The sequence below is a fragment of the Achromobacter sp. EG18 genome, assembly GCF_059759395.1.
On record NZ_CM186213.1, the window covers coordinates 4,619,621 to 4,637,719 of the forward strand.

An 18,099-nucleotide genomic window follows, 5' to 3' on the forward strand; every position below is an offset into this window, starting at 1 on the left:
GTTACTTGCCCGCCTGGGCGTATTCGGCGGGGGTCAGGGTGCGCATCGACAAGGCGTGGATCTCGGCCTTCATGCGGTCGCCCAGCGCCGCGTAGACCAGTTGATGGCGCTGGATCAGGCGCTTGCCTTCGAAGGCGGCGCTGACGATGACCGCGTCGAAATGCGAGCCGTCGCCCTGTACGTCGAGGTGTTCACAGGGCAGGCCGTCCGCGATGTATTGGCGGACTTGCGCGGGAGTGGGAAGCATGGACGTCAGTTCCTGAGTTTGTAGCCGCTGGCCAGGAGCCGCAGCGCATAGATCGAAAGCGCGAGGAACACCCCCGTCACCACCGCCAGGCTGCGCCAGGGGGAGACGTCCGACACCGAGAAGAATCCGTAGCGGAAACCGTCGATGGTGTAGAAGATGGGGTTCCAGTGCGACACGCCCTGCCAGAAGGGCGGGAGCGTATGGATGGAATAGAACACGCCGGACAGGAAGGTGGCCGGCATGATGAGGAAATTCTGGAACGCCGCCAGCTGGTCGAATTTCTCGGACCACAGACCGGCGATCAGGCCCAGCGTGCCCATGATGCCGCAGGCCAGCACCGCGAACACCAGCAGCCACAGCGGGTTGGACGGCACCAGCGAGACGAAGAACAGCGCCACCACCCATACGCACACGCCCACTGCCAGGCCACGCACCACCGCCGCCAGCACGTAGGCGGCGAAGATGTCGCGGTGCGACAGCGGCGGCAGCAGCATGAACACCAGGTTGCCGGTGATGCGGCTCTGGATCAACGACGACGACGGGTTGGCGAAGGCGTTCTGCAGCATGCTCATCATCATGAGCCCGGGGATCAGGAACGCGGTGTACGGCACGCTGCCGTAGACCATGACGCGCCCCTCCAGCACGTGGGCGAACACCAGCAGGTACAGCAGCGCGGTGATGACTGGCGCGGCGATGGTCTGGAAGCTGACCTTCCAGAAGCGCAGCAATTCCTTGCGCAGCAGGGTCGGAAAGCCCGAACCCGCGTCCAGGCGGGGCTGCACCAGCGGCTGGCTGGCATTGGCGGCGGGCTGCGTCATTGCGAAATCTCTTCGGGTTGCAAAGCGTCGTCCTGGTGCATGATGCGCACGAAGGCGTCTTCGAGGTCAACACCGCCGACGCGCGCCAACAGTGCCTGGGTGGTGTCCAGCGCCACGATGCGGCCGCCCTTGAGCATGGCGATGCGGCCGCACAGGGCCTCCGCTTCTTCCAGGTAGTGGGTGGTCAGCATGATGGTGTGGCCAGCTTTGTTCAGGCGCGAGATGAACTCCCACAGGGTGCGGCGCAGGTCCACGTCCACGCCCGCGGTGGGCTCGTCCAGCACGATCACGGGCGGGCGGTGCACCAGCGCCTGCGCCACCAGCACCCGGCGCTTCATGCCGCCGGACAGCGCGCGCATGTTCGAGTTGGCCTTGTCGGCCAGCCCCAGGTTGAACAGGATCTCGTCGATCCAGTCGTCGTTCTTGCGCAGGCCGAAATAGCCGGACTGGATGCGCAGCGTTTCGCGCACGGTGAAGAACGGGTCGTAGACCAGTTCCTGCGGCACCACGCCCAGCGCCCGCCGCGCCGACTTGTAGTCGGCCACGACGTCGTAGCCACAGACGGTGGCGCGGCCGCTGGTGGCGTGCGCCAGCCCGGCCAGGATGGAAATCAGGGTGGTCTTGCCGGCGCCATTGGGACCGAGTAGGCCGAAGAACTCGCCGTGCTCGATATTCAGGCTGACGTCGTTGAGCGCCTGGAAACCGGCGCCGGACGCGCGCCCGGTGAGCTTGCTCCAGCCGCTGCGGCGCGGCGAGTAGATTTTGGAGACGTTCTCAAGACTGACGGCAGACATGACGGCGGCGAGGGGTGCCCGGAAAAGAGCGAATTGATCATTATATAAGCGCCCCGCTACGCAAGGCGCCGATAGCCCCGGGGCGCGTGGGGGCGCTGCGGCCCGATTTGTCCCCAAAACAATCGGCCCGGCGGGCCGCAAGGGCGCGCCGGGCCGAGGCGGATCGGACGGAATCCTACTGGTTGCGCTGGTTCAGCGCCTTGATCAGGCCGTCGATGCCGTTCTGGTTGATCTGCTGGGCGAACTGGTTGCGGTAGTTCTCGATCAGCCAGATGCCTTCGACGTTCATGTCGTAGATCTTCCAGCCCTGGGGCGTTTTTTCCAGGCGGTAGTCGACACCCGTGGGTTGGCCGTTGGCCTGGCTGATGAGCGTGCGCACGACCACGTCGTCGGCCTTGGGGTCGCCGCGGAACGGCAGCGCCGTGACTTTGGTGCCGGACGTGACGCGGGTCAGCGCGCCGCTGTAGGTGCGCACCAGGGTGCCGCGGAAGGCGTCGGCCAGGGCGGTCTTCTGTTGCTCCGTGGCCTGGCGCCAGTAGCGGCCGGCGGCCAGGCGCGTGGTCTTCTGGAAGTTGACGTACGGCAGGATGTGCTCGTTGACGACCTGGTTGATGCGCGCGGTGTTGCCGGCCTTGACGGCGCCGTCGGCCTTCAGGACGTCCAGCGCTTCGTTGGCCGCGCCCAGCACGAACTGGTCAGGCGCGCCGTGCGCGTCCGGTTGCGCCTGGGCGGCGGCTGATGCCGCCAGGCCCAGCAGGCCGGAGAAGGCGACGCGCCGGAGCAGGGAAAAAAAGGAAAACCGCATGAAAACTCCTTGCTGTACTGATAACGCAATCCAACAGCTTACTTGGTTGCGGGAACCGGCGCTGGCGCCGCGGCGCCCTTGTCCTTGCTGGCGGCGCCTTCGTCCTCGTCGTCTTCGTAGTTCGGCAGGCTGGATTCGTCGTCCACGCGCTGGCCGGCCACCATGGCGGCGCGCCGCTGCAGGTAGGCGTCGCGCACGAAGCTGTACGGATCGAGCGCCACGCGGTCGACCGTGTCGGTGGCGTTGAGCAGGCTGGCGCGGGTATCGACCACTTCCAGGCCCCACAGCGAATTGCGCAGCGCCACGTTGTCGATGGCGCTCACGCCCATGTAGCCGTGCATGCGGCCCTGCCAGTCGCCGACCAGGCCGACGCCGTCGCGCACGCTGGCCGAACCGAAGAACGGCAGCACCAGGTACGGACCCTGGCCGAAGCCCCACACGCCCAGCGTGGTGCCGAAGTCGTTGGGGATCTTGCGCGCGCCGTTGGCCGAGGCGACGTCGAAGCAGCCGCCCACGCCCATGGTGGTGTTGAACAGGAAGCGGCCGAGCGTGTTGACGAAGTCGTGGCCGCGGCCCTGCAGGAAGCTGTTGGTGCCCGACCAGAGGTCGCCGACGTTGCTGAAGATGTTGTGCACGCAGCTGCGCACCGGCTCCGGCGTGACGTAGGTGTAGGCCTGCGCCACCGGCTTGAAGACGGCGCGGTCGACGGTGTCGTTGAACTTGTAGACGCCGCGGTTGAAGCCTTCCCAGGGATCGCGCGGATCCGGCTGCTGCGGCGCGGCGCAACCGGCCATCAGTGCGCCGGCGGCGGCGACGGTGGCGATTCGGGAAAGAGCTTTCTTGTTCATGATCAGGGCATCCCTATCAACAGATATCTATTCTTATTGCAGCGTGCGCCGCGCGCGGATGTGGCCGCGCGTGACGGATCCTCTTTAATTCGGGGCTTTCGCTTCCGGCGAGCCACCCGCGTTCGAGCCTTCCTTCTCGGCCGTGCCGTACAGGAACTTGCTGATCAGCTGTTCCAGCACGACGGCGCTTTGGGTATAGCGGATTTTGCCGCCGTCGGCAAAGTTGTCCTCTTCGCTGCCCGGGGTCAGGCCCAGGTACTGTTCACCCAGCAGGCCGGACGTCAGGATGGCCGCGGACGAGTCCTTGGGGAACTGGTAGGCGGTTTCCAGGTTCATCGACACGACGGCCTGGAAAGTCTTGTCGTCAAAGGAGATTCCGGCGACCCGGCCCACCACCACACCGGCGCTTTTCACGGGGGCGCGCACCTTGAGGCCGCCTACGTTATCGAAATTGGCCGTCAGCGTATAGGTGGGGGCAAAAGAAAAGGTGCTCAAGTTGCCGGCGCGCAACGCCAGGAACGCCAGCGCGGCCGCGCCCAGCAAGACGAACAGGCCTACCCAGAAATCGGTTTTTTCGCGAGACATGATCGATCCGTAATCAGTTTCCAAACATCAAGGCGGTCAGCAGGAAGTCCAGCCCCAGCACCGCCAGCGACCCCACCACGACCGTGCGGGTGGTGGCGCGGGCGACGCCTTCCGGGGTGGGCTTGGCCTGCCAGCCTTCGTAAAGCGCCACCAGCGTCACCGTGACGCCGAATACCAGGCTCTTGATGACGCCGTTGACGACGTCGTTCCAGACGTCCACGCCGCCCTGCATCTGCGACCAGAAGGCGCCGGCGTCGACGCCGATCATCAGCACCCCGACCACCCAGCCGCCCAGGATGCCCACCATGGAGAACACGGCGGCCAGGATCGGCATGGCGATGATGCCGCCCCACAGGCGCGGCACCAGCACCCGGCGCATCGGGTCGACCGCCATCACTTCCATGGCCGACAGTTGTTCGCCGGCCTTCATCAGGCCGATCTCGGCGGTCAGCGAGGTGCCGGCGCGGCCGGCGAACAGCAGCGCGGTCACCACCGGGCCCAGCTCACGCACCAGCGACAGCGCCACCAGCAGGCCGAGCGATTCCTCGGCGCCGTAGCGGTTCAGCGTGTAGTAGCCCTGCAGGCCCAGCACGAAGCCCACGAACATGCCGGACACGGCGATGATCAGCAGCGAGTAGTTGCCGATGAAATGAATTTGCTGCGACACCAGCCGCGGCCGCGACAGCGCGATGCCGCTGCGCGCCAGCATGGCGCCGAAGAAACGGGTGAAGAAGCCGACGCCGGCGATGCGGGTGCGCACCCAGCCGCCCAGCGCGCCGATGGCGTTGTTGGATCCGCTCATGCCTTGCGCCCTTGTTGTTGCGAAAGCCACTTCTGGAAAGCCGGCGTTTCGGGGTACTGGAACGCGACCGGGCCGTCGGGTTCGCCCTTCAGGAATTGCTGCACGTAGGGGTCCGGCGAGGCCGACAGGCTGTCGGGGCTGCCGGCCGCCTTGAGCTGGCCCTGGCCGACCAGGTACACCTGGTCGGCGATCGCGAACGATTCGTGCACGTCGTGGGTGATCAGCACCGAGGCGCAGCCCAGGCGGTCGGCCAGGCTGCGGATCAGGCGGGCGGTGATGCCCAGCGAGATCGGGTCGAGGCCGGCGAAGGGTTCGTCGTACAGGATCAGTTCGGGTTCCAGCACCACCGCGCGAGCCAGCGCCACCCGGCGGGCCATGCCGCCGGAGATTTCGGCCACCTTCAGGTGGGCGGCGGCGCGCAGACCGACGGCGTCGAGCTTGTCCAGCACGCGGGCGGTGATCTCGGGTTCGGCCAGCCGGGTGTGCTCGCGCAGCGGGAAGGCGACGTTCTCGAACACGTTCAGGTCGGTGAACAGCGCGCCCTGCTGGAACAGCACGCCCATGCGCTTGCGCAGCGACTGCAGTTCGGCCCGAGTGGCCCGGGCGATGTCCTGGCCGAACGCCAGCACGGTGCCTTGTTGCGCGACGAGCTGGCCGGTGGCCGCCCGCAGCAGCGTGGTCTTGCCGGAGCCGGAGCCGCCCATGATGGCGACCACCTGGCCCGAGCGCACTTCCATGGAAATGCCGCGCAAGACGGTGAAATCACCGTAGCCTAGCGCCACATCCTGCAGGCGCAGGGCGAATTCCGGGGTGCTGCGGGTTTGATCGGGCATGGGCAACAAGCGGGTGTTTCGGTGGCGGATGCCCTGCCGCCGCGCTCATGCGCGGGCGGGGAGCCGGCCGGCGCGAGCGAGGCGGGCTGCGTCGGGAAGCGCCCTGTTACTCATATGCCGGGGACGGGGAAAGTCCGGTCGCACCCGGCGGCGAGGGGCCATTGTAGCCCGATGAATTGTCACCGCAGTGGGATATGGCTGTCCGTGGAACAGTGTTTTCGCCCACGGGAACAATCCGGGGACGCTTTGGCGCGTCCTCGGATTGCGCCCGGCGTTCGGACGGCGTCAGCCGCGACCGCGGGCGGCGGCGGTCTCGCGCGCCAGCCGCGCCACCAGCGCGGCCGTGCTTTCGCGCCGGGCGAGGGGCGCGCCCTGGCCCGCCCACAGCGACAGCACGGCGATATTGCCGGCCTTGCCGCCGGCCGTGCGCATGGGACGCGTCAGCGCGTTCTGCAACGGGTACGGCAGGATGTCGTCCGATAGTTCGTCGGCGTCGCGCATGAAGGAATTGACGATGCCGCGCGCCGGCCGTCCGGAAAACGCCCGGGTGACGCGCGACTGTTCCGACCGGGAGGCCGGCAGCACCGCCTTGTAGGCGTCGCCGATCCCCGCTTCGTCGGTGGTCAGGAAGGCTGTCCCCATTTGTGCGGCGCTGGCGCCCAGGGCCAGCGCGGCGGCGATGCCGCGCCCGTCCATGATGCCGCCGGAGGCGATCACCGGGATCGACACCGCGTCGGCCACCTGCGGCACCAGCGCCATGGTGCCGATCAGCGAATGCTCGAAATCGTCCAGGAAGGTGCCGCGGTGCCCGCCCGCCTCGGCGCCCTGGGCCACGACGGCATCCACCCCGTCCTGTTCCAGGGCCACGGCCTCGCGCACGGTGGTGGCGGTGCCGACCGTCAGGATGCCCAGTTCGCGGCAGCGCGCCAGGGCGTCGGCCGGCATGCGGCCGAAGGTGAAGCTGAAGACCGCGGGCCGCAGGCGCAGCACCGCCTCGATCTGGCCGGGCAGCGGATCGGGCTGCGGCCCGGGCGCCACGGGCGCCGGCAGGCCCAGCTGGGCGTGGTAGCGCGCCAGCAGGTCCAGCATGCGGCTGGCATCGCCATCGAAGGGTTGCTCGGGCACGGAGGCGAACAGGTTGATGGCGAATGGCCGGTCGGTGCGTTCGCGGATGGCGCCGGCGGCCGCCTCGATCTGTTCCGGGCTCAGGTAGGCCGCCCCGAGCGACCCCAGGACGCCCGCCTTCGAGGCCTCCGACACCAGCTCCACCGTCGTCGCGCCGCCGGCCATGGGCGCCTGGATGACGGGGTGGTCGAGCTTGAGCAGGTCGAGAAGGCGGGATGTCATGGGAATACTCCTGGTTGGCTTACTGGAGCTGGATGTTTCCAGCCTTGATGACTTGCGCCCACTTGGCCGTTTCGCTCTTGATGAACGCGCCGAATTCCTCGGGCGTGCCGCCGCCGGCCTGGCTGCCGGTGTCGGCAATGGCCTTCTGCACGTCGGGTTCCTTCAGGATGCGGTTGAACTCGGCATTGAGCTTGGCGATGATGGGCGCGGGGGTGCCGGCGGGGGCGACGATGCCCTGCCAGTTGTACGACTCGAAGCCCGGCAGGCCGGATTCGGCCATGGTCGGCACGTCCGGCAGCACCGCGAGGCGCTGGGCGGAGGTCACCGCGATCGGGTGGATCTTCTGGCCCTGGATGGCCGGCAGCGCCGAGTAGCCCATCTCGAACATCATCGAGATATGGCCGCCCATCAGGTCGGTCGCGGCCAGGCTGCCGCCCTTGTAGGGCACGTGCACGATGTCGATCTTGGCCTGCTCGCGGAACATCTCGCCGGACAGGTGGTGCGCGCCGCCCACACCCGACGAGCCGAACGACAGCTTGCCCGGCTGCTTCTTGGCCATGGCGATCAGGTCGGCCAGGGTCTTGACCGGCAGTTCGTTGTTCACGCTCAGCACCAGCGGGCTGTTCTCGATCAGGATGACCGGCGCCAGGTCCTTCTGCGGGTTGTACGGCATGTCCTTCATCAGCGACGGGTTGACCGCCATCGGCGCCAGGTTGCCCGTGCCGATGGTGTAGCCGTCGGGCGCCGCCTTGGCGATCAGGTTGGTGCCGACCACGCCGCCCGCGCCCGCCTTGTTCTCGACCACGATCGGCTGGCCCAGCGATTCGCCCAGCTTGCGCGCCAGCAGGCGCACGCGGGTATCGGCAAAGCCGCCCGGCGCGTAGGGCACGATCATGGTGATGGGCTTGGCGGGCCAGTCGGTGGCCTGGGCGTGGGCGGTACCGCCCAGGGCGGCAAAGGCGGCCAGGGCGGCGACCAGGGGACGTAGCGATTTCATGCTGGGTGACTCCTCATTCTTGATGTGACGGTTCCTGGGAACCGATCGCATTATGCCCAGCGTTCGTGCCCGCGGTGCTGATTTTTCCCAAGCGCCAGGCCGACAGCGCCAGCAGCGCCGCGCCTGCCGCCAGCACCTGCGGCAGCGTCGCGCCCCAGCGCGCGGCGCCGGAAGCCAGCAGCGGCCCCACGATCTGGCCTGCGGCGAAGGCCGAGGTCATGACGGCCGCGGCGCGTGGCGCGGCACTGCCGGCCAGCCGCTGCGCCACCAGCATGCCCGACTGCGTGATGACCATGAACGTGCCACCGACCAGCAGCGCGGCGACGATGACCGCGGCGATGTCGTGCCACAGCGCCACCGCCAGCATGCCCAGCGCCATCAGCGCCTGCGCGCCGCGCCACACCGTCTTGTCGTCGCGTGCCTGCGCCACGCGCGGGGCCAGCAGGCACGACAGCGCCGCCGCCAGGCCGAATAGCGGCCAGGCCCAGCCGAACACCGCCGGATCGGGGATGATCTCGCGCGCCATGGCGGGCAGGAACGTGGCCGGGATGATGTAGCCCGCGCCGAAAATGCCATAGTGCAGCGCCAGCCGGCCGATGCCGGGCGGCTGGCGGCCGGGCGCGGGCGCCGAGGCCAGGTGGCGGGCCGGCCCGGGGCGATTCAGCCCCGGCCAGGCCAGTACCGCCAGCGCCAGGGTCAGCGCGCCCAGCGCGGTCCAGTTGGCATTGGCGTCCGCGCCCGCGGCCATCAATACCAGGCACGCCAGCCCGGTCAGCGCGATGCCGGCGCCGACGCCCGCGTAGGTAATGGCCGACACCGCCGGCGCGCGGGGATCGCCCGGTCCGACGGCGCGTGAAGCGGCCACGCAGATGAAGGCGCTGGCGCTGCCGTACCCCGCCGCCAGCCGCAGCAGGCTCCAGGCCAGGACGCCATGGAACCACGGCATCGCCAGCGTCAGCAGCGCCACGGCGAGCAGGCTCACGGCCAGCATGGCGCGCGGATGGCGCGGCGGCCGCAGGGCCGCGGCCAACGCGCCCAGCAGGTAGCCGGCGTAATTGGCCGAGGCCAGCCAACTGCCCTGCGCCAGCGACAGCCCGGCCTCCTGCGCCATCAACGGCCACACGGGCGTGAAGGCGAAGCGGCCGATGCCCATCGCCGCGGCCAGCGCCAGCGCGGCCGGCAGGGCCAGGCCGAGGGCGCCGCGGGGAGGGGCGGTATCGGGGTGGGTGGCTATTGACATGGCTCCCACTCTACGGCTGTACTAATATCTTGAATAGTGAATTATTAAGAATATAAGTTCTTGAAATGAGAAACTTGGATCTCGACGCGCTGCAGATCTTCAAGGCGGTGGCGGACCATGGCGGCGTGGCGCGCGCGGCGGCCCACCTGAACCGGGTGCAGTCCAATGTCTCGACGCGCCTGAAGCAGCTGGAAGCCACGCTGGAGGCGCCGTTGTTCCGGCGCCAGAACCGCCGCCTGGTGCTGTCCGAGCAGGGACGCGTGCTGTTGTCGTATGCGGACCGGTTGCTGCGCCTGTCGGCCGAGGCCCAGGCGGCCGTGCGCGATGGCGCGCCGCAAGGCCTGCTGCGCATCGGCACCATGGAAAGCACGGCCGCGGCGCGGTTGCCGCCGATCCTGGCGGCGTATCACGCGGCCTGGCCGCAGGTGCGCATCGAACTGGTGACGGGCACGTCCGGCGCGCTGGCCGCCAAAGTGCGCAACTATGAGATCGAGGCCGCTTTCGTGGCACAGCCTTTCGAGGCCCAGGGGCTGGCGCAGCAGCCGGCGTTCGACGAAGAGCTGGCGCTGATCTCGCCGCTGGCCTGGCCGGAAATCCACGGCCCCAAGGACGTCGGCGATCGCAGCGTCATTGCGTTCGCGGCGGGCTGTTCGTACCGCCGCATCCTGGAGGCCTGGTTCGGCCAGGAAGGCGTGGCCCCGGACAAGGTGATGGAATTCGCGTCGTACCACGCCATCGTCGCGTGCGTGGCCGCGGGGTCGGGCGTGGCGATCGTGCCGCGTTCGGTGCTGGCGCTGCTGGGGGCGGAGCCGTCGTTGCGCGTGACGCCGCTGTCCGGCAAGCATGGCCGGGCGCAGACGCGGTTGGTCTGGCGCGCGGACGACGAAACGCCTGCATTGCAGGCGTTGCAGCGGCTACTGGCGCAGCGGCGCCAGTAGCCGGTGGCGCGGCAAGATCAGAAGCGGTAGCCGACGCCCAGCGTGGCGACCCAGGGATTGATGCGCGCGGTGCCGATGTGTTCGCCGTTCAGCTTCACCTTGGACTTGATGTCGATGTAGCGGATGTCGGCGTTCATGAACCAGCGTTCGCTGATCTTGATGTCCGCGCCCAGTTGCGCGGCCACGCCCCAGGAATCGCCCAGCTTCAGGTCGGAACCCTTGAGCGCGCCTTCGGCCTTGGTGTCGAAGAACTTGGTGTAGTTGATGCCGACGCCGATGTAGGGCTGGACCATGCTGTCGGGCAGGATGTGCCATTGCAGGCTGAGCGTGGGCGGCAATTGCTTGCTGGAGCCGATCTTGCCCAGGCCGCTGCCGCGCACGTCGTGCTCGAAGGGCCAGGCGCCCAGCAGTTCGATGCCGATGTTGCGCGTGGCCATGTACGCCAGCGTGAAGCTGGGACGCACGTTGTTGTTGACGTCGAGCTTGACGCTGCCATCGAGCACGGAGCCGTTGTTGGACGAGGGGCGAACCTGCGTCGCGCCGACGCGGAACAGGATGTCGCCGGCTTCGTGGGCCTGCGCGGGGGCGGCAAGCATCAGGGTGGCGCCGCAGGCCGAGGCCAGGGCAAGAGCGCGGGTGCGCCGATACATCGCGAACATTTCCTCTCTCCGTGTATTGCGTGAATGTAGGCATTCAGGTTCGCAGAGGCGGGAAAAGCCGGTCTTGACGTGTATCAAGCCGCGACACGGCGCGTGGTTGCAGCGCCACAGTTACGCGTCAATCGGACTCAACGCAAGGTATCGGTGCCACGCGGCACCGCATAGGCGTGGCGGAAATAGTCGCGCACCGCGCGCATCGGACCCGTGATGTCCGCGCCCTTGCGCCACGCCAACCCCACGTTCATCGGCGGGATCGGATCCTTCAACTGGATGGTCTCGATGCGGCGCCCTTCCAGCGACCACGGGCGATAGACCATGTCCGACAGCACCGCCACGCCGCCGCCATTGGCCACCATGCTGCGCACCGCCTCCACCGACGAGGTGCGCAGGCGCACGTCGGGGCGGAATGGCGTTTCGCTCCAGTAGCGCAGCGCGGTGTGCGCGGCCTCGTCGACCGTGAGCATGATGAACGGCTCGTGCGCCACGTCTTCCAGCGTGACGGTATCGCGCGCCAGCAGCGGATGACGCGCCGGCACCCACAGCCGCCGCGGCGAACCGAAGAAGTGTTCGACCGCCAGTTCCGGGTTCACCACGTTCGAGGTCAGCAGCACCGCCATGTCGTAGCGGTGCGCGATCAGGCCTTCCTCGATGGCGTTGCGGTTGAGCTCGTGCAGCTGGATGTCCAGGTTGGGATAGAGCTGCGACAGGCGCTGCAGGTGGTAGGGCAGGAAGTAGCCGATCACGGTGTACGACGCCGCCAGCAGCAGGCGGCCGCTCTCTCGCCCGTCGGCGCTGGGCATGCGCAGCGCCTCGTCGACCGACGACAGGATGTTGTAGGCATGGTTGAGAAAGCCGCGTCCGGTTTCGGTCAGCGCCACGCCGCTGGCGCTGCGCTGGAACAGCGGCGAGCCGACGATCTCTTCGAGTTCACGGATGGCGGTGGTGACGGCCGACTGCGAGATCGCCAACTGGATCGCCGCCTGCGAGATCTGTCCGAGTTCGGCGGCCGCGACGAAATATTTGAGCTGCCGGAGGGTGAGCGACATGGCGGCAATATCTGATTAATTGATAGTAAGCCACCAGAATATCTGTTTATCCGCGCCATCGGGGTGCGCGGAATCTCAGGGAAATCCCTGAAATTTCATGGGAATTCAGCAACCGCCCTGATTTGGTGCGCAATGCGCGGCATCAGAAATTCAGATAACCATTGATCCAAAAAAAGAACTTTTTATCCCTTGGACGCTTCGCTACTGTGCAGGCATTGCGCGGGCCACCGGCCCGCGAATGGAAGGAGATCCTGTTTCATGAGCAAGGCGACGATAGACCTGAACTCCGACATGGGCGAAGGCTTTGGTTCCTGGAAAATCGGCGATGACGTGGACGACGCCATCATGCCGCTGATCAGTTCGGCCAACATCGCCACCGGCTTTCATGCCGGCGACCCCAACATCATGAACCGCACCGTGGTCATGGCGCGCGAGCACGGCATCGGCATCGGCGCCCATCCCGGCTTTCGCGACCTGGTCGGCTTCGGCCGCCGCGACCTGAACGAGAACGCCGAGGGCCTGGTCAACGACATCGTCTACCAGGTCGGCGCGCTGCGCGAATTCGCCCGCCTCTATGGCCTGCGCCTGCAGCACGTCAAGCCGCATGGCGCGCTGTACATGCGCGCCGCGCGCGACGAAACCCTGTCGCGCCGGCTGGTGCAGACGTTGCGCGACCTGGAGCCGACGCTGATGCTGTACTGCATGGAGAACTCGCTGACCTGCAAAGTGGCGCGCGAGCTGGGCCTGCCGGTGGTGCGCGAGTTCTATGCCGACCGCGACTACGACGCCAGCGGCTCGATCGTGTTCACGCGCTACACCCAGGCGCTGGATCCGGAGCAGGTGGCCGACAAGGTGCTGCGGGCGTGTACCGACGGCAAGGTGCGCACCGTCGACGGCCGCGACATCCCGATCGGCTTCGATTCCGTCTGCATCCACAGCGATACGCCCGGCGCGCTCGGCCTGGTGCAGGCCACCCGCGCCCGCCTGGAGGCGCACGGCATCCGCATCGCGCCGCCGCAGTTGTCCTGATCCGCCCATCATTCCCATACATTCCAAGGAGAAAACCCCATGTCGCAGCAAGAGATCCAGAGCCCCCTGCCCGGCACCTTCTACCGCCGTCCCAGTCCTGATGCGGCGCCGTTCGTCGAAGTGGGCGCCACCATCAAGCCCGGCGACGTGGTCGGCATCGTCGAGGTGATGAAGCAGTTCAACCAGATCGAGGCCGAGGTCGGCGGCGTGGTCGCCGAGATCCTGGTGGCCGATGGCGACCCGGTCGAACCCGGCCAGGCCCTGCTGCGGATCGAGGGCTGAGGCATGGGCGTGCATTCCTTCTACCGGCCGCGCCGCATCCACACCCTGCTGGTCGCCAACCGCGGCGAGATCGCGCTGCGCGTGATCCGCGCCGCGCGCGAGCTGGGCATGCGCACGGTGGCGGTCTACAGCGACGCCGATCGCGACGCCCTGGCGGTGCGCCTGGCGGACTCGGCGGTGCATATCGGTCCGGCCCACGCCACCCGCAGCTATCTCAATGCCGACGCCCTGCTGGCGGCGGCGCGCGACAGCGGCGCCCACGCGATCCATCCCGGCTATGGCTTCCTGGCCGAGAACGCCGACTTCTCGCAGGCCGTGACCGACGCCGGCCTGGTGTTCGTCGGACCCGACGCCCACACCATCCGCAGCATGGGCGACAAGGCCGCGGCGCGCGCCTGCGCCAAGGCGGCGGGCGTGCCCACCGTGCCGGGCAGCGAGGGCGTGGTCGGGTCGCTGGACGAGGCCCTGAGCCACGCGGCGCAGATCGGCTATCCGTTGATGATCAAGGCGTCCGCCGGCGGCGGCGGCCGTGGCATCCGCGTGGCGGCCGACGAAGCGCAGCTGCGTGAGGCCATCCCGATGGCGCAGGCCGAGGCGCGCGCCGCATTCGGCGACGGCGGCGTCTACCTGGAACGCTACCTGCCGCGCGCCCGCCATATCGAGGTGCAGGTATTGGGCGACGGCGAACGCGCGGTGCATTTGTTCGAGCGCGAGTGCTCGCTGCAGCGCCGCCGCCAGAAGGTGTTCGAGGAAGCGCCGTCACCGGCGCTGAGCCCCGCGCTACGCCAGGCGCTGTGCGATTCCGCGCTGCGCCTGACCGAATCGGTGGGCTATCGCGGCGCCGGCACGCTGGAATACCTGTACGACGAGACCCGCGGCGAGTTCTACTTCATCGAGATGAACACGCGCATCCAGGTCGAACATCCGATCACCGAGGCGATCACCGGCATCGACCTGGTGCGCGAGATGCTGCGCATCGCCGACGGCGAACCGCTGCGCTTGAAGCAATCCGACATCGTCATGCGCGGCGCCGCGATCGAGTGCCGCCTGAACGCCGAAGATCCGGCGCGCAACTTCGCGCCCGGTCCCGGCACCGTGTCGCACGTGCGCTGGCCGGCCGGGCCGGGCGTGCGCATCGACTCGATGGTGTATGCCGGCAGCGTGGTGCCGCCCTACTACGATTCGCTGCTGGCCAAGCTGATCGTGTGGGACGAGAGCCGCGACGCCGCGCTGGCGCGCATGGCGCGCGCGCTGGACGAAACCGAATTCGAAGGCGTGCCGTCGACGCTGGCCCTGCATCGCGCCCTGGTGGCCGATGCGGGCGTGCTGGCAGGCGACTATCACACCAACTATCTGGAAAGCTGGATGCAGCAGCGGGAGGGGACCCAATGACGGTGCGCTACACCCATGGCGGCGATGAATTCATCTTCGCCGAGATCAGCGAATCGATGTCGCTGGCCGCGTTCTTCAAGGGCATGGCGATCACGCGCGCGCTGCGCGAACGCGCCGTGCCCGGCGTCACCGAGATCTGCCCGGCCAACGCCTCGTACCAGATCCGCTACGACCCCGAGCAGGTCTCGCCCGAATCCATGCTGGCCATCCTGCGCGAGATCGAGGCCGGCATCGACCTGGACAACCTGCGGCTAGACACCCGCGTCATCCAGGTGCCGGTGCTCTACAACGATCCCTGGACCCACGAGACGCTGATGCGCTTTCGCGAGCGCCACCAGGACCCGGATTCTACCGACCTGGAATACGCCGCGCGCATCAACGGCTTTGCCGATACCGATGCATTCATCGCCGCGCATTCCAGCGCGCCGTGGTTCGTGTCGATGGTCGGCTTCGTCGCCGGGCTGCCGTTCATGTTCCAGATGGTCGAGCGCGAACGCCAGCTCGAAGTGCCCAAGTACCTGCGGCCGCGCACCGACACGCCCAGGCACACGGTGGGACATGGCGGTTGCTTCGCCTGCATCTATTCCGTGCGCGGCGCGGGCGGCTACCAGATGTTCGGCGTGACGCCCGCGCCGATCTTCGAGCCCGCGCAGCGCCAGGCGCACCTGCGCGACTCGATGGTGTTCTTCCGTCCCGGGGACATCGTCAAGTTCAAGCCGATCAGCCGCGCCGAGTACGACGCCGCGGTGACCGAGGTCGAGGCCGGCACCTTCCAGCTCGACATCCGTCCCGTGTCGTTCTCGCTGTCCGAATTCATGGCGGCACCCGAACAGTACAACGCCCGCCTTCTGGAGACGCTCCATGTCGCATGACGAACCGCTCATCGAAGTGATCAAGCCCGGGCTGGCGACGTCGGTCCAGGATCGTGGCCGCCAGGGCTACTACCATCTGGGCATTCCGCCTTCGGGCGCGCTGGACCAGTACGCGCTGGCCGCGGCCAACCTGCTGGTGGGCAACCCCGAGGACGCGGCGGTGCTGGAATGCACGCTGATGGGGCCCGAACTGCGCTTCACGCGCGCGGCGGTGATCGCCGTCACCGGTGCAACCATGACGCCGAAGATCGATGGTCAGGCGCAGGCCTGCAACACCGCGCTGGCGGTGCCGGCCGGCGCCAGGCTGTCGTTTGATTTCGTGCAGGCCGGCGCGCGCGCCTGCCTGGCGATCGCCGGCGGCATCGACGTGCCCGAGGTGCTGGGCAGCCGCTCGACCTACGCGCTGGGCGCCATCGGCGGCTTCGAGGGCCGCCGCCTGCAGGCCGGCGACCGCCTGCGCGTGGGCGCGCCGCGCCCCGGGACGCGGGTCGGCCGCGCGCTACCGGCGGCGCTCGCCAGCGAGTGTCCCAAGGAACAGGTGCTGCGCGTGGTGCCGGGCCTGTACGACCATCGCCTGATGCCGGAATCGGCCGCCTCGTTCTACGAGGACGCCTGGAGCGTGACCTCGGAGGCCGACCGCATCGGCTACCGCTACAAGAAAGGCCGCGCCCTGAAGTTCCAGCCGCGCGAGCAACCGTTCGGCGCGGGCGCCGATCCGTCCAACATCGTCGACGCCTGCTATCCCATCGGATCGATCCAGGTGCCGGCCGGGGTCGAGCCCATCATCCTGCACCGCGACGCCGTGTCCGGCGGCGGCTACGCCATGATCGGCACCGTGATCAGCGCGGACCTCGACAAGGTCGGCCAGATGCAGCCCAACCAGCAGGCCCGCTTCGAGCGGGTCACGCTGGAGACGGCCTTGCAGGCCCGCAAGGACTACCGCGCCCGCCTCGAGCGGCTGCGCGCCGCCCTGGGCTGATCCGCGCCGCGCTTTCCCCTTGATTGCTGCTTTCCCTCCGGCCCGTTCCGACGGGCCGGACGGGCGCGCTCGCGCCTGTGCATTCGAGTTTCACACGCTGCACGCCGTACCCGTCCGCATTCCGCGGTTCTTCAGCACGTCAGGAGAGCCTCCATGGCCAACCTTGCTTCCAGCTCCACGTCCTCCGACCGGGACACTTCCCTCGCCACCGTGGCCGATGCCGACCGCATGGGCCGATTCCCGCTCACCATGGCCTGGTGGGCCGTGTGCAGCGCAATTTTCTATATCGTGGTCGGCGCCACGCTGGCGCTCAACTACGGCGCCCGCAACGCCATCATCGGCATGGTGCTGTCGGTGATTTCCTATGGCCTGATCAACGCCGTGATCTCGCGCTACGCCATCCGCACCGGCCAATCGGTGGCGCTGTTCTCGCGCGCGGTGTTCGGCACCTCGGGCGCGGCGCTGGCTACCCTGATCTTCTTCGCCACCGCCATCTACTACGCCGTGTTCGAGGGCTCGGTGATGGCGGTCGCCGCGCACCACATGTTCCCGTCCGTGCCCTATTGGGCCTTCGCGCTGCTGGTGGTCGTCTACAGCGTGCTGCTGATCTTCGGCAGCGTGCAGCGCTGGCTCGACAAGTTCAACGGTGTGCTGTTGCCGTTCTACCTGGGCGGCCTGCTGCTGGCCGTGGCGCTGGCCACGCGCGAATACGGCTACAGCGACGCCTGGCTGGCGTTCGGCCCGGCCGGCGGGCCGGTGGCGGGCGGCTGGTGGGACGCCTACGTGTACTACATGGGCGTGTGGATCCTGATGATGTTCACCTTCGACTACGCGCGCTTCGGCCGCCGCGAGGACGCGCGCTACCACGGCCGCTACAACTTCGGCATGCCGTTCTACCTGGTCACCTTCCTGCTCAACGGCGTGGCCGGCATCTACCTGGTTGCGATCATTCCCGGCGACGGCGCCTTGAGCGAGGTGTCGGTGGTGCTGGCGCTGCTCAAGCTGATGGGCCTGGGCGGCCTGTTCTTCGTGTGGGTGACGCAGACCCGCATCAACACCGCCAACTACTACCTGGCCACCATCAACATGCAGGCCTTCTTCGCGCGCTTCGGCCTGGGCCGCTGGCCGAAGGCGGCATGGGCGGTGTTGGTGGGCCTGGTGTCGTACGCGCTGATGCTGTTCGACGTGTTCGCCTATCTGCTGCAGGCGCTGGCCTACCAGGGCATCTTCGTGGTGGCGTGGGTCGCGGTGGCGCTGGTGCACATCCTGGCGGTGGGCGAGACCGCGCCGGCGCCGGGCGGCGGCAGCGCCTACAACCGGCGCGGGCTGGGCGCCTGGTTCGCGGGCGCGGCCAGCGGGCTGGTGCTGATGCACATGAGCGGCCTGGCCGCGAGCTTCGCCGCGCCGGCCAGTTTCGTGGTGGCGGCCGCGGCCTACTGGCTGGGGCAGGCGGCGGTATCGGGCCCGCGCATGCAGCGCGGCGGTGCCTAGGGCGTACCGCGTTCAAAGGCGCGAGGCACCGGGTCGTCGGCGACCCGGCGCGACAAAAAGCAAAACGGCCGGCTCCCGCAAGGAAGCCGGCCGTT

The 18,099-nt window shown here is 68.2% G+C and carries 20 protein-coding genes; 7 read left to right on the forward strand and 13 right to left on the reverse strand.

The window, feature by feature from the left end; all coding sequences use genetic code 11:
* Position 1: 1 nt before the first annotated feature.
* The 11 genes from AC6CR5_RS21255 to AC6CR5_RS21305 all read right to left on the reverse strand — a co-directional run bounded on the left by AC6CR5_RS21255 (position 2) and on the right by AC6CR5_RS21305 (position 9,316).
* Positions 2–247: a BolA family protein gene (locus AC6CR5_RS21255; protein ID WP_006388061.1), complete on the reverse strand. Its 246-nt coding sequence runs from the start codon at positions 245–247 to the stop codon at positions 2–4.
* A gap of 5 nt (positions 248–252) precedes the next feature.
* Positions 253–1,065 carry an ABC transporter permease gene (locus tag AC6CR5_RS21260; protein ID WP_026383374.1) on the reverse strand — a complete coding sequence of 271 codons (813 nt, stop codon included), beginning with the start codon at positions 1,063–1,065 and terminating at the stop codon, positions 253–255.
* Positions 1,062–1,859 (reverse strand): ABC transporter ATP-binding protein, encoded by a 798-nt coding sequence (locus AC6CR5_RS21265; RefSeq protein WP_020925613.1) that lies wholly within the window; start codon positions 1,857–1,859, stop codon positions 1,062–1,064. The genes AC6CR5_RS21260 and AC6CR5_RS21265 overlap by 4 nt, the downstream gene beginning before the upstream one ends.
* A 175-nt stretch (positions 1,860–2,034) precedes the next feature.
* Positions 2,035–2,664: an MlaC/ttg2D family ABC transporter substrate-binding protein gene (locus AC6CR5_RS21270; RefSeq protein WP_024067426.1), complete on the reverse strand. Its 630-nt coding sequence runs from the start codon at positions 2,662–2,664 to the stop codon at positions 2,035–2,037.
* A 38-nt stretch (positions 2,665–2,702) separates the two neighbouring features.
* Entirely contained in the window at positions 2,703–3,512 is an 810-nt protein-coding gene (locus AC6CR5_RS21275; RefSeq protein WP_024067427.1) for an MlaA family lipoprotein, read from the reverse strand.
* A gap of 84 nt (positions 3,513–3,596) precedes the next feature.
* Complete coding sequence (gene mlaD, locus AC6CR5_RS21280; protein ID WP_006388067.1) at positions 3,597–4,097, reverse strand: outer membrane lipid asymmetry maintenance protein MlaD; 501 nt, start codon at positions 4,095–4,097, stop codon at positions 3,597–3,599.
* 13 nt (positions 4,098–4,110) lie between these two features.
* Positions 4,111–4,899, reverse strand: coding sequence for a lipid asymmetry maintenance ABC transporter permease subunit MlaE (mlaE, locus tag AC6CR5_RS21285; RefSeq protein ID WP_006388068.1), 789 nt, complete (start codon positions 4,897–4,899; stop codon positions 4,111–4,113).
* Entirely contained in the window at positions 4,896–5,732 is an 837-nt protein-coding gene (locus AC6CR5_RS21290; RefSeq protein ID WP_006388069.1) for an ABC transporter ATP-binding protein, read from the reverse strand. The genes mlaE and AC6CR5_RS21290 overlap by 4 nt, the downstream gene beginning before the upstream one ends.
* 285 nt (positions 5,733–6,017) lie before the next feature.
* Positions 6,018–7,079 carry an NAD(P)H-dependent flavin oxidoreductase gene (locus AC6CR5_RS21295; RefSeq protein ID WP_024067428.1) on the reverse strand — a complete coding sequence of 354 codons (1,062 nt, stop codon included), beginning with the start codon at positions 7,077–7,079 and terminating at the stop codon, positions 6,018–6,020.
* A 19-nt stretch (positions 7,080–7,098) separates the two neighbouring features.
* Positions 7,099–8,076, reverse strand: coding sequence for a Bug family tripartite tricarboxylate transporter substrate binding protein (locus AC6CR5_RS21300; RefSeq protein ID WP_026383371.1), 978 nt, complete (start codon positions 8,074–8,076; stop codon positions 7,099–7,101).
* A gap of 13 nt (positions 8,077–8,089) precedes the next feature.
* A complete protein-coding gene (locus AC6CR5_RS21305; protein ID WP_498084922.1) occupies positions 8,090–9,316 on the reverse strand; it encodes a YbfB/YjiJ family MFS transporter in 1,227 nt (408 codons plus the stop codon).
* Between the two features lie 65 nt (positions 9,317–9,381).
* Here AC6CR5_RS21305 and AC6CR5_RS21310 point away from each other — a divergent pair, with 65 nt between their 5' ends.
* Positions 9,382–10,254, forward strand: a complete 873-nt coding sequence (locus tag AC6CR5_RS21310; protein ID WP_054482339.1) for a LysR family transcriptional regulator — start codon at positions 9,382–9,384, stop codon at positions 10,252–10,254.
* A gap of 17 nt (positions 10,255–10,271) precedes the next feature.
* Here AC6CR5_RS21310 and AC6CR5_RS21315 read toward each other — a convergent pair whose 3' ends face one another.
* Together AC6CR5_RS21315 and AC6CR5_RS21320 are read right to left on the reverse strand one after the other, a co-directional pair.
* Positions 10,272–10,913, reverse strand: a complete 642-nt coding sequence (locus AC6CR5_RS21315) for an OmpW/AlkL family protein (RefSeq protein ID WP_006388075.1) — start codon at positions 10,911–10,913, stop codon at positions 10,272–10,274.
* A gap of 128 nt (positions 10,914–11,041) precedes the next feature.
* Complete coding sequence (locus tag AC6CR5_RS21320; protein ID WP_006388076.1) at positions 11,042–11,959, reverse strand: LysR family transcriptional regulator; 918 nt, start codon at positions 11,957–11,959, stop codon at positions 11,042–11,044.
* Positions 11,960–12,217: 258 nt separating this feature from the next.
* On the opposite strand from AC6CR5_RS21320, the gene AC6CR5_RS21325 reads away from it, so the two are divergent.
* The 6 genes from AC6CR5_RS21325 (at position 12,218) to AC6CR5_RS21350 (ending at position 18,004) form a co-directional block, all read left to right on the forward strand.
* Positions 12,218–12,988 (forward strand): 5-oxoprolinase subunit PxpA, encoded by a 771-nt coding sequence (locus AC6CR5_RS21325; RefSeq protein ID WP_006388077.1) that lies wholly within the window; start codon positions 12,218–12,220, stop codon positions 12,986–12,988.
* A gap of 39 nt (positions 12,989–13,027) precedes the next feature.
* Positions 13,028–13,270: an acetyl-CoA carboxylase gene (locus AC6CR5_RS21330; RefSeq protein WP_006388078.1), complete on the forward strand. Its 243-nt coding sequence runs from the start codon at positions 13,028–13,030 to the stop codon at positions 13,268–13,270.
* A 3-nt stretch (positions 13,271–13,273) separates the two neighbouring features.
* Positions 13,274–14,662 (forward strand): acetyl-CoA carboxylase biotin carboxylase subunit, encoded by a 1,389-nt coding sequence (locus AC6CR5_RS21335; protein WP_498084923.1) that lies wholly within the window; start codon positions 13,274–13,276, stop codon positions 14,660–14,662.
* Positions 14,659–15,534, forward strand: coding sequence for a 5-oxoprolinase subunit B family protein (locus AC6CR5_RS21340; RefSeq protein WP_498084924.1), 876 nt, complete (start codon positions 14,659–14,661; stop codon positions 15,532–15,534). Before AC6CR5_RS21335 ends, AC6CR5_RS21340 begins: the two co-directional genes overlap by 4 nt.
* Complete coding sequence (locus AC6CR5_RS21345) at positions 15,524–16,513, forward strand: 5-oxoprolinase subunit C family protein (protein WP_498084925.1); 990 nt, start codon at positions 15,524–15,526, stop codon at positions 16,511–16,513. Before AC6CR5_RS21340 ends, AC6CR5_RS21345 begins: the two co-directional genes overlap by 11 nt.
* Before the next feature lie 153 nt (positions 16,514–16,666).
* The gene (locus AC6CR5_RS21350; protein WP_238927441.1) at positions 16,667–18,004 is read left to right on the forward strand and encodes a purine-cytosine permease family protein; all 1,338 of its coding nucleotides are present in this window, start codon (positions 16,667–16,669) and stop codon (positions 18,002–18,004) included.
* Positions 18,005–18,099: the final 95 nt, after the last annotated feature.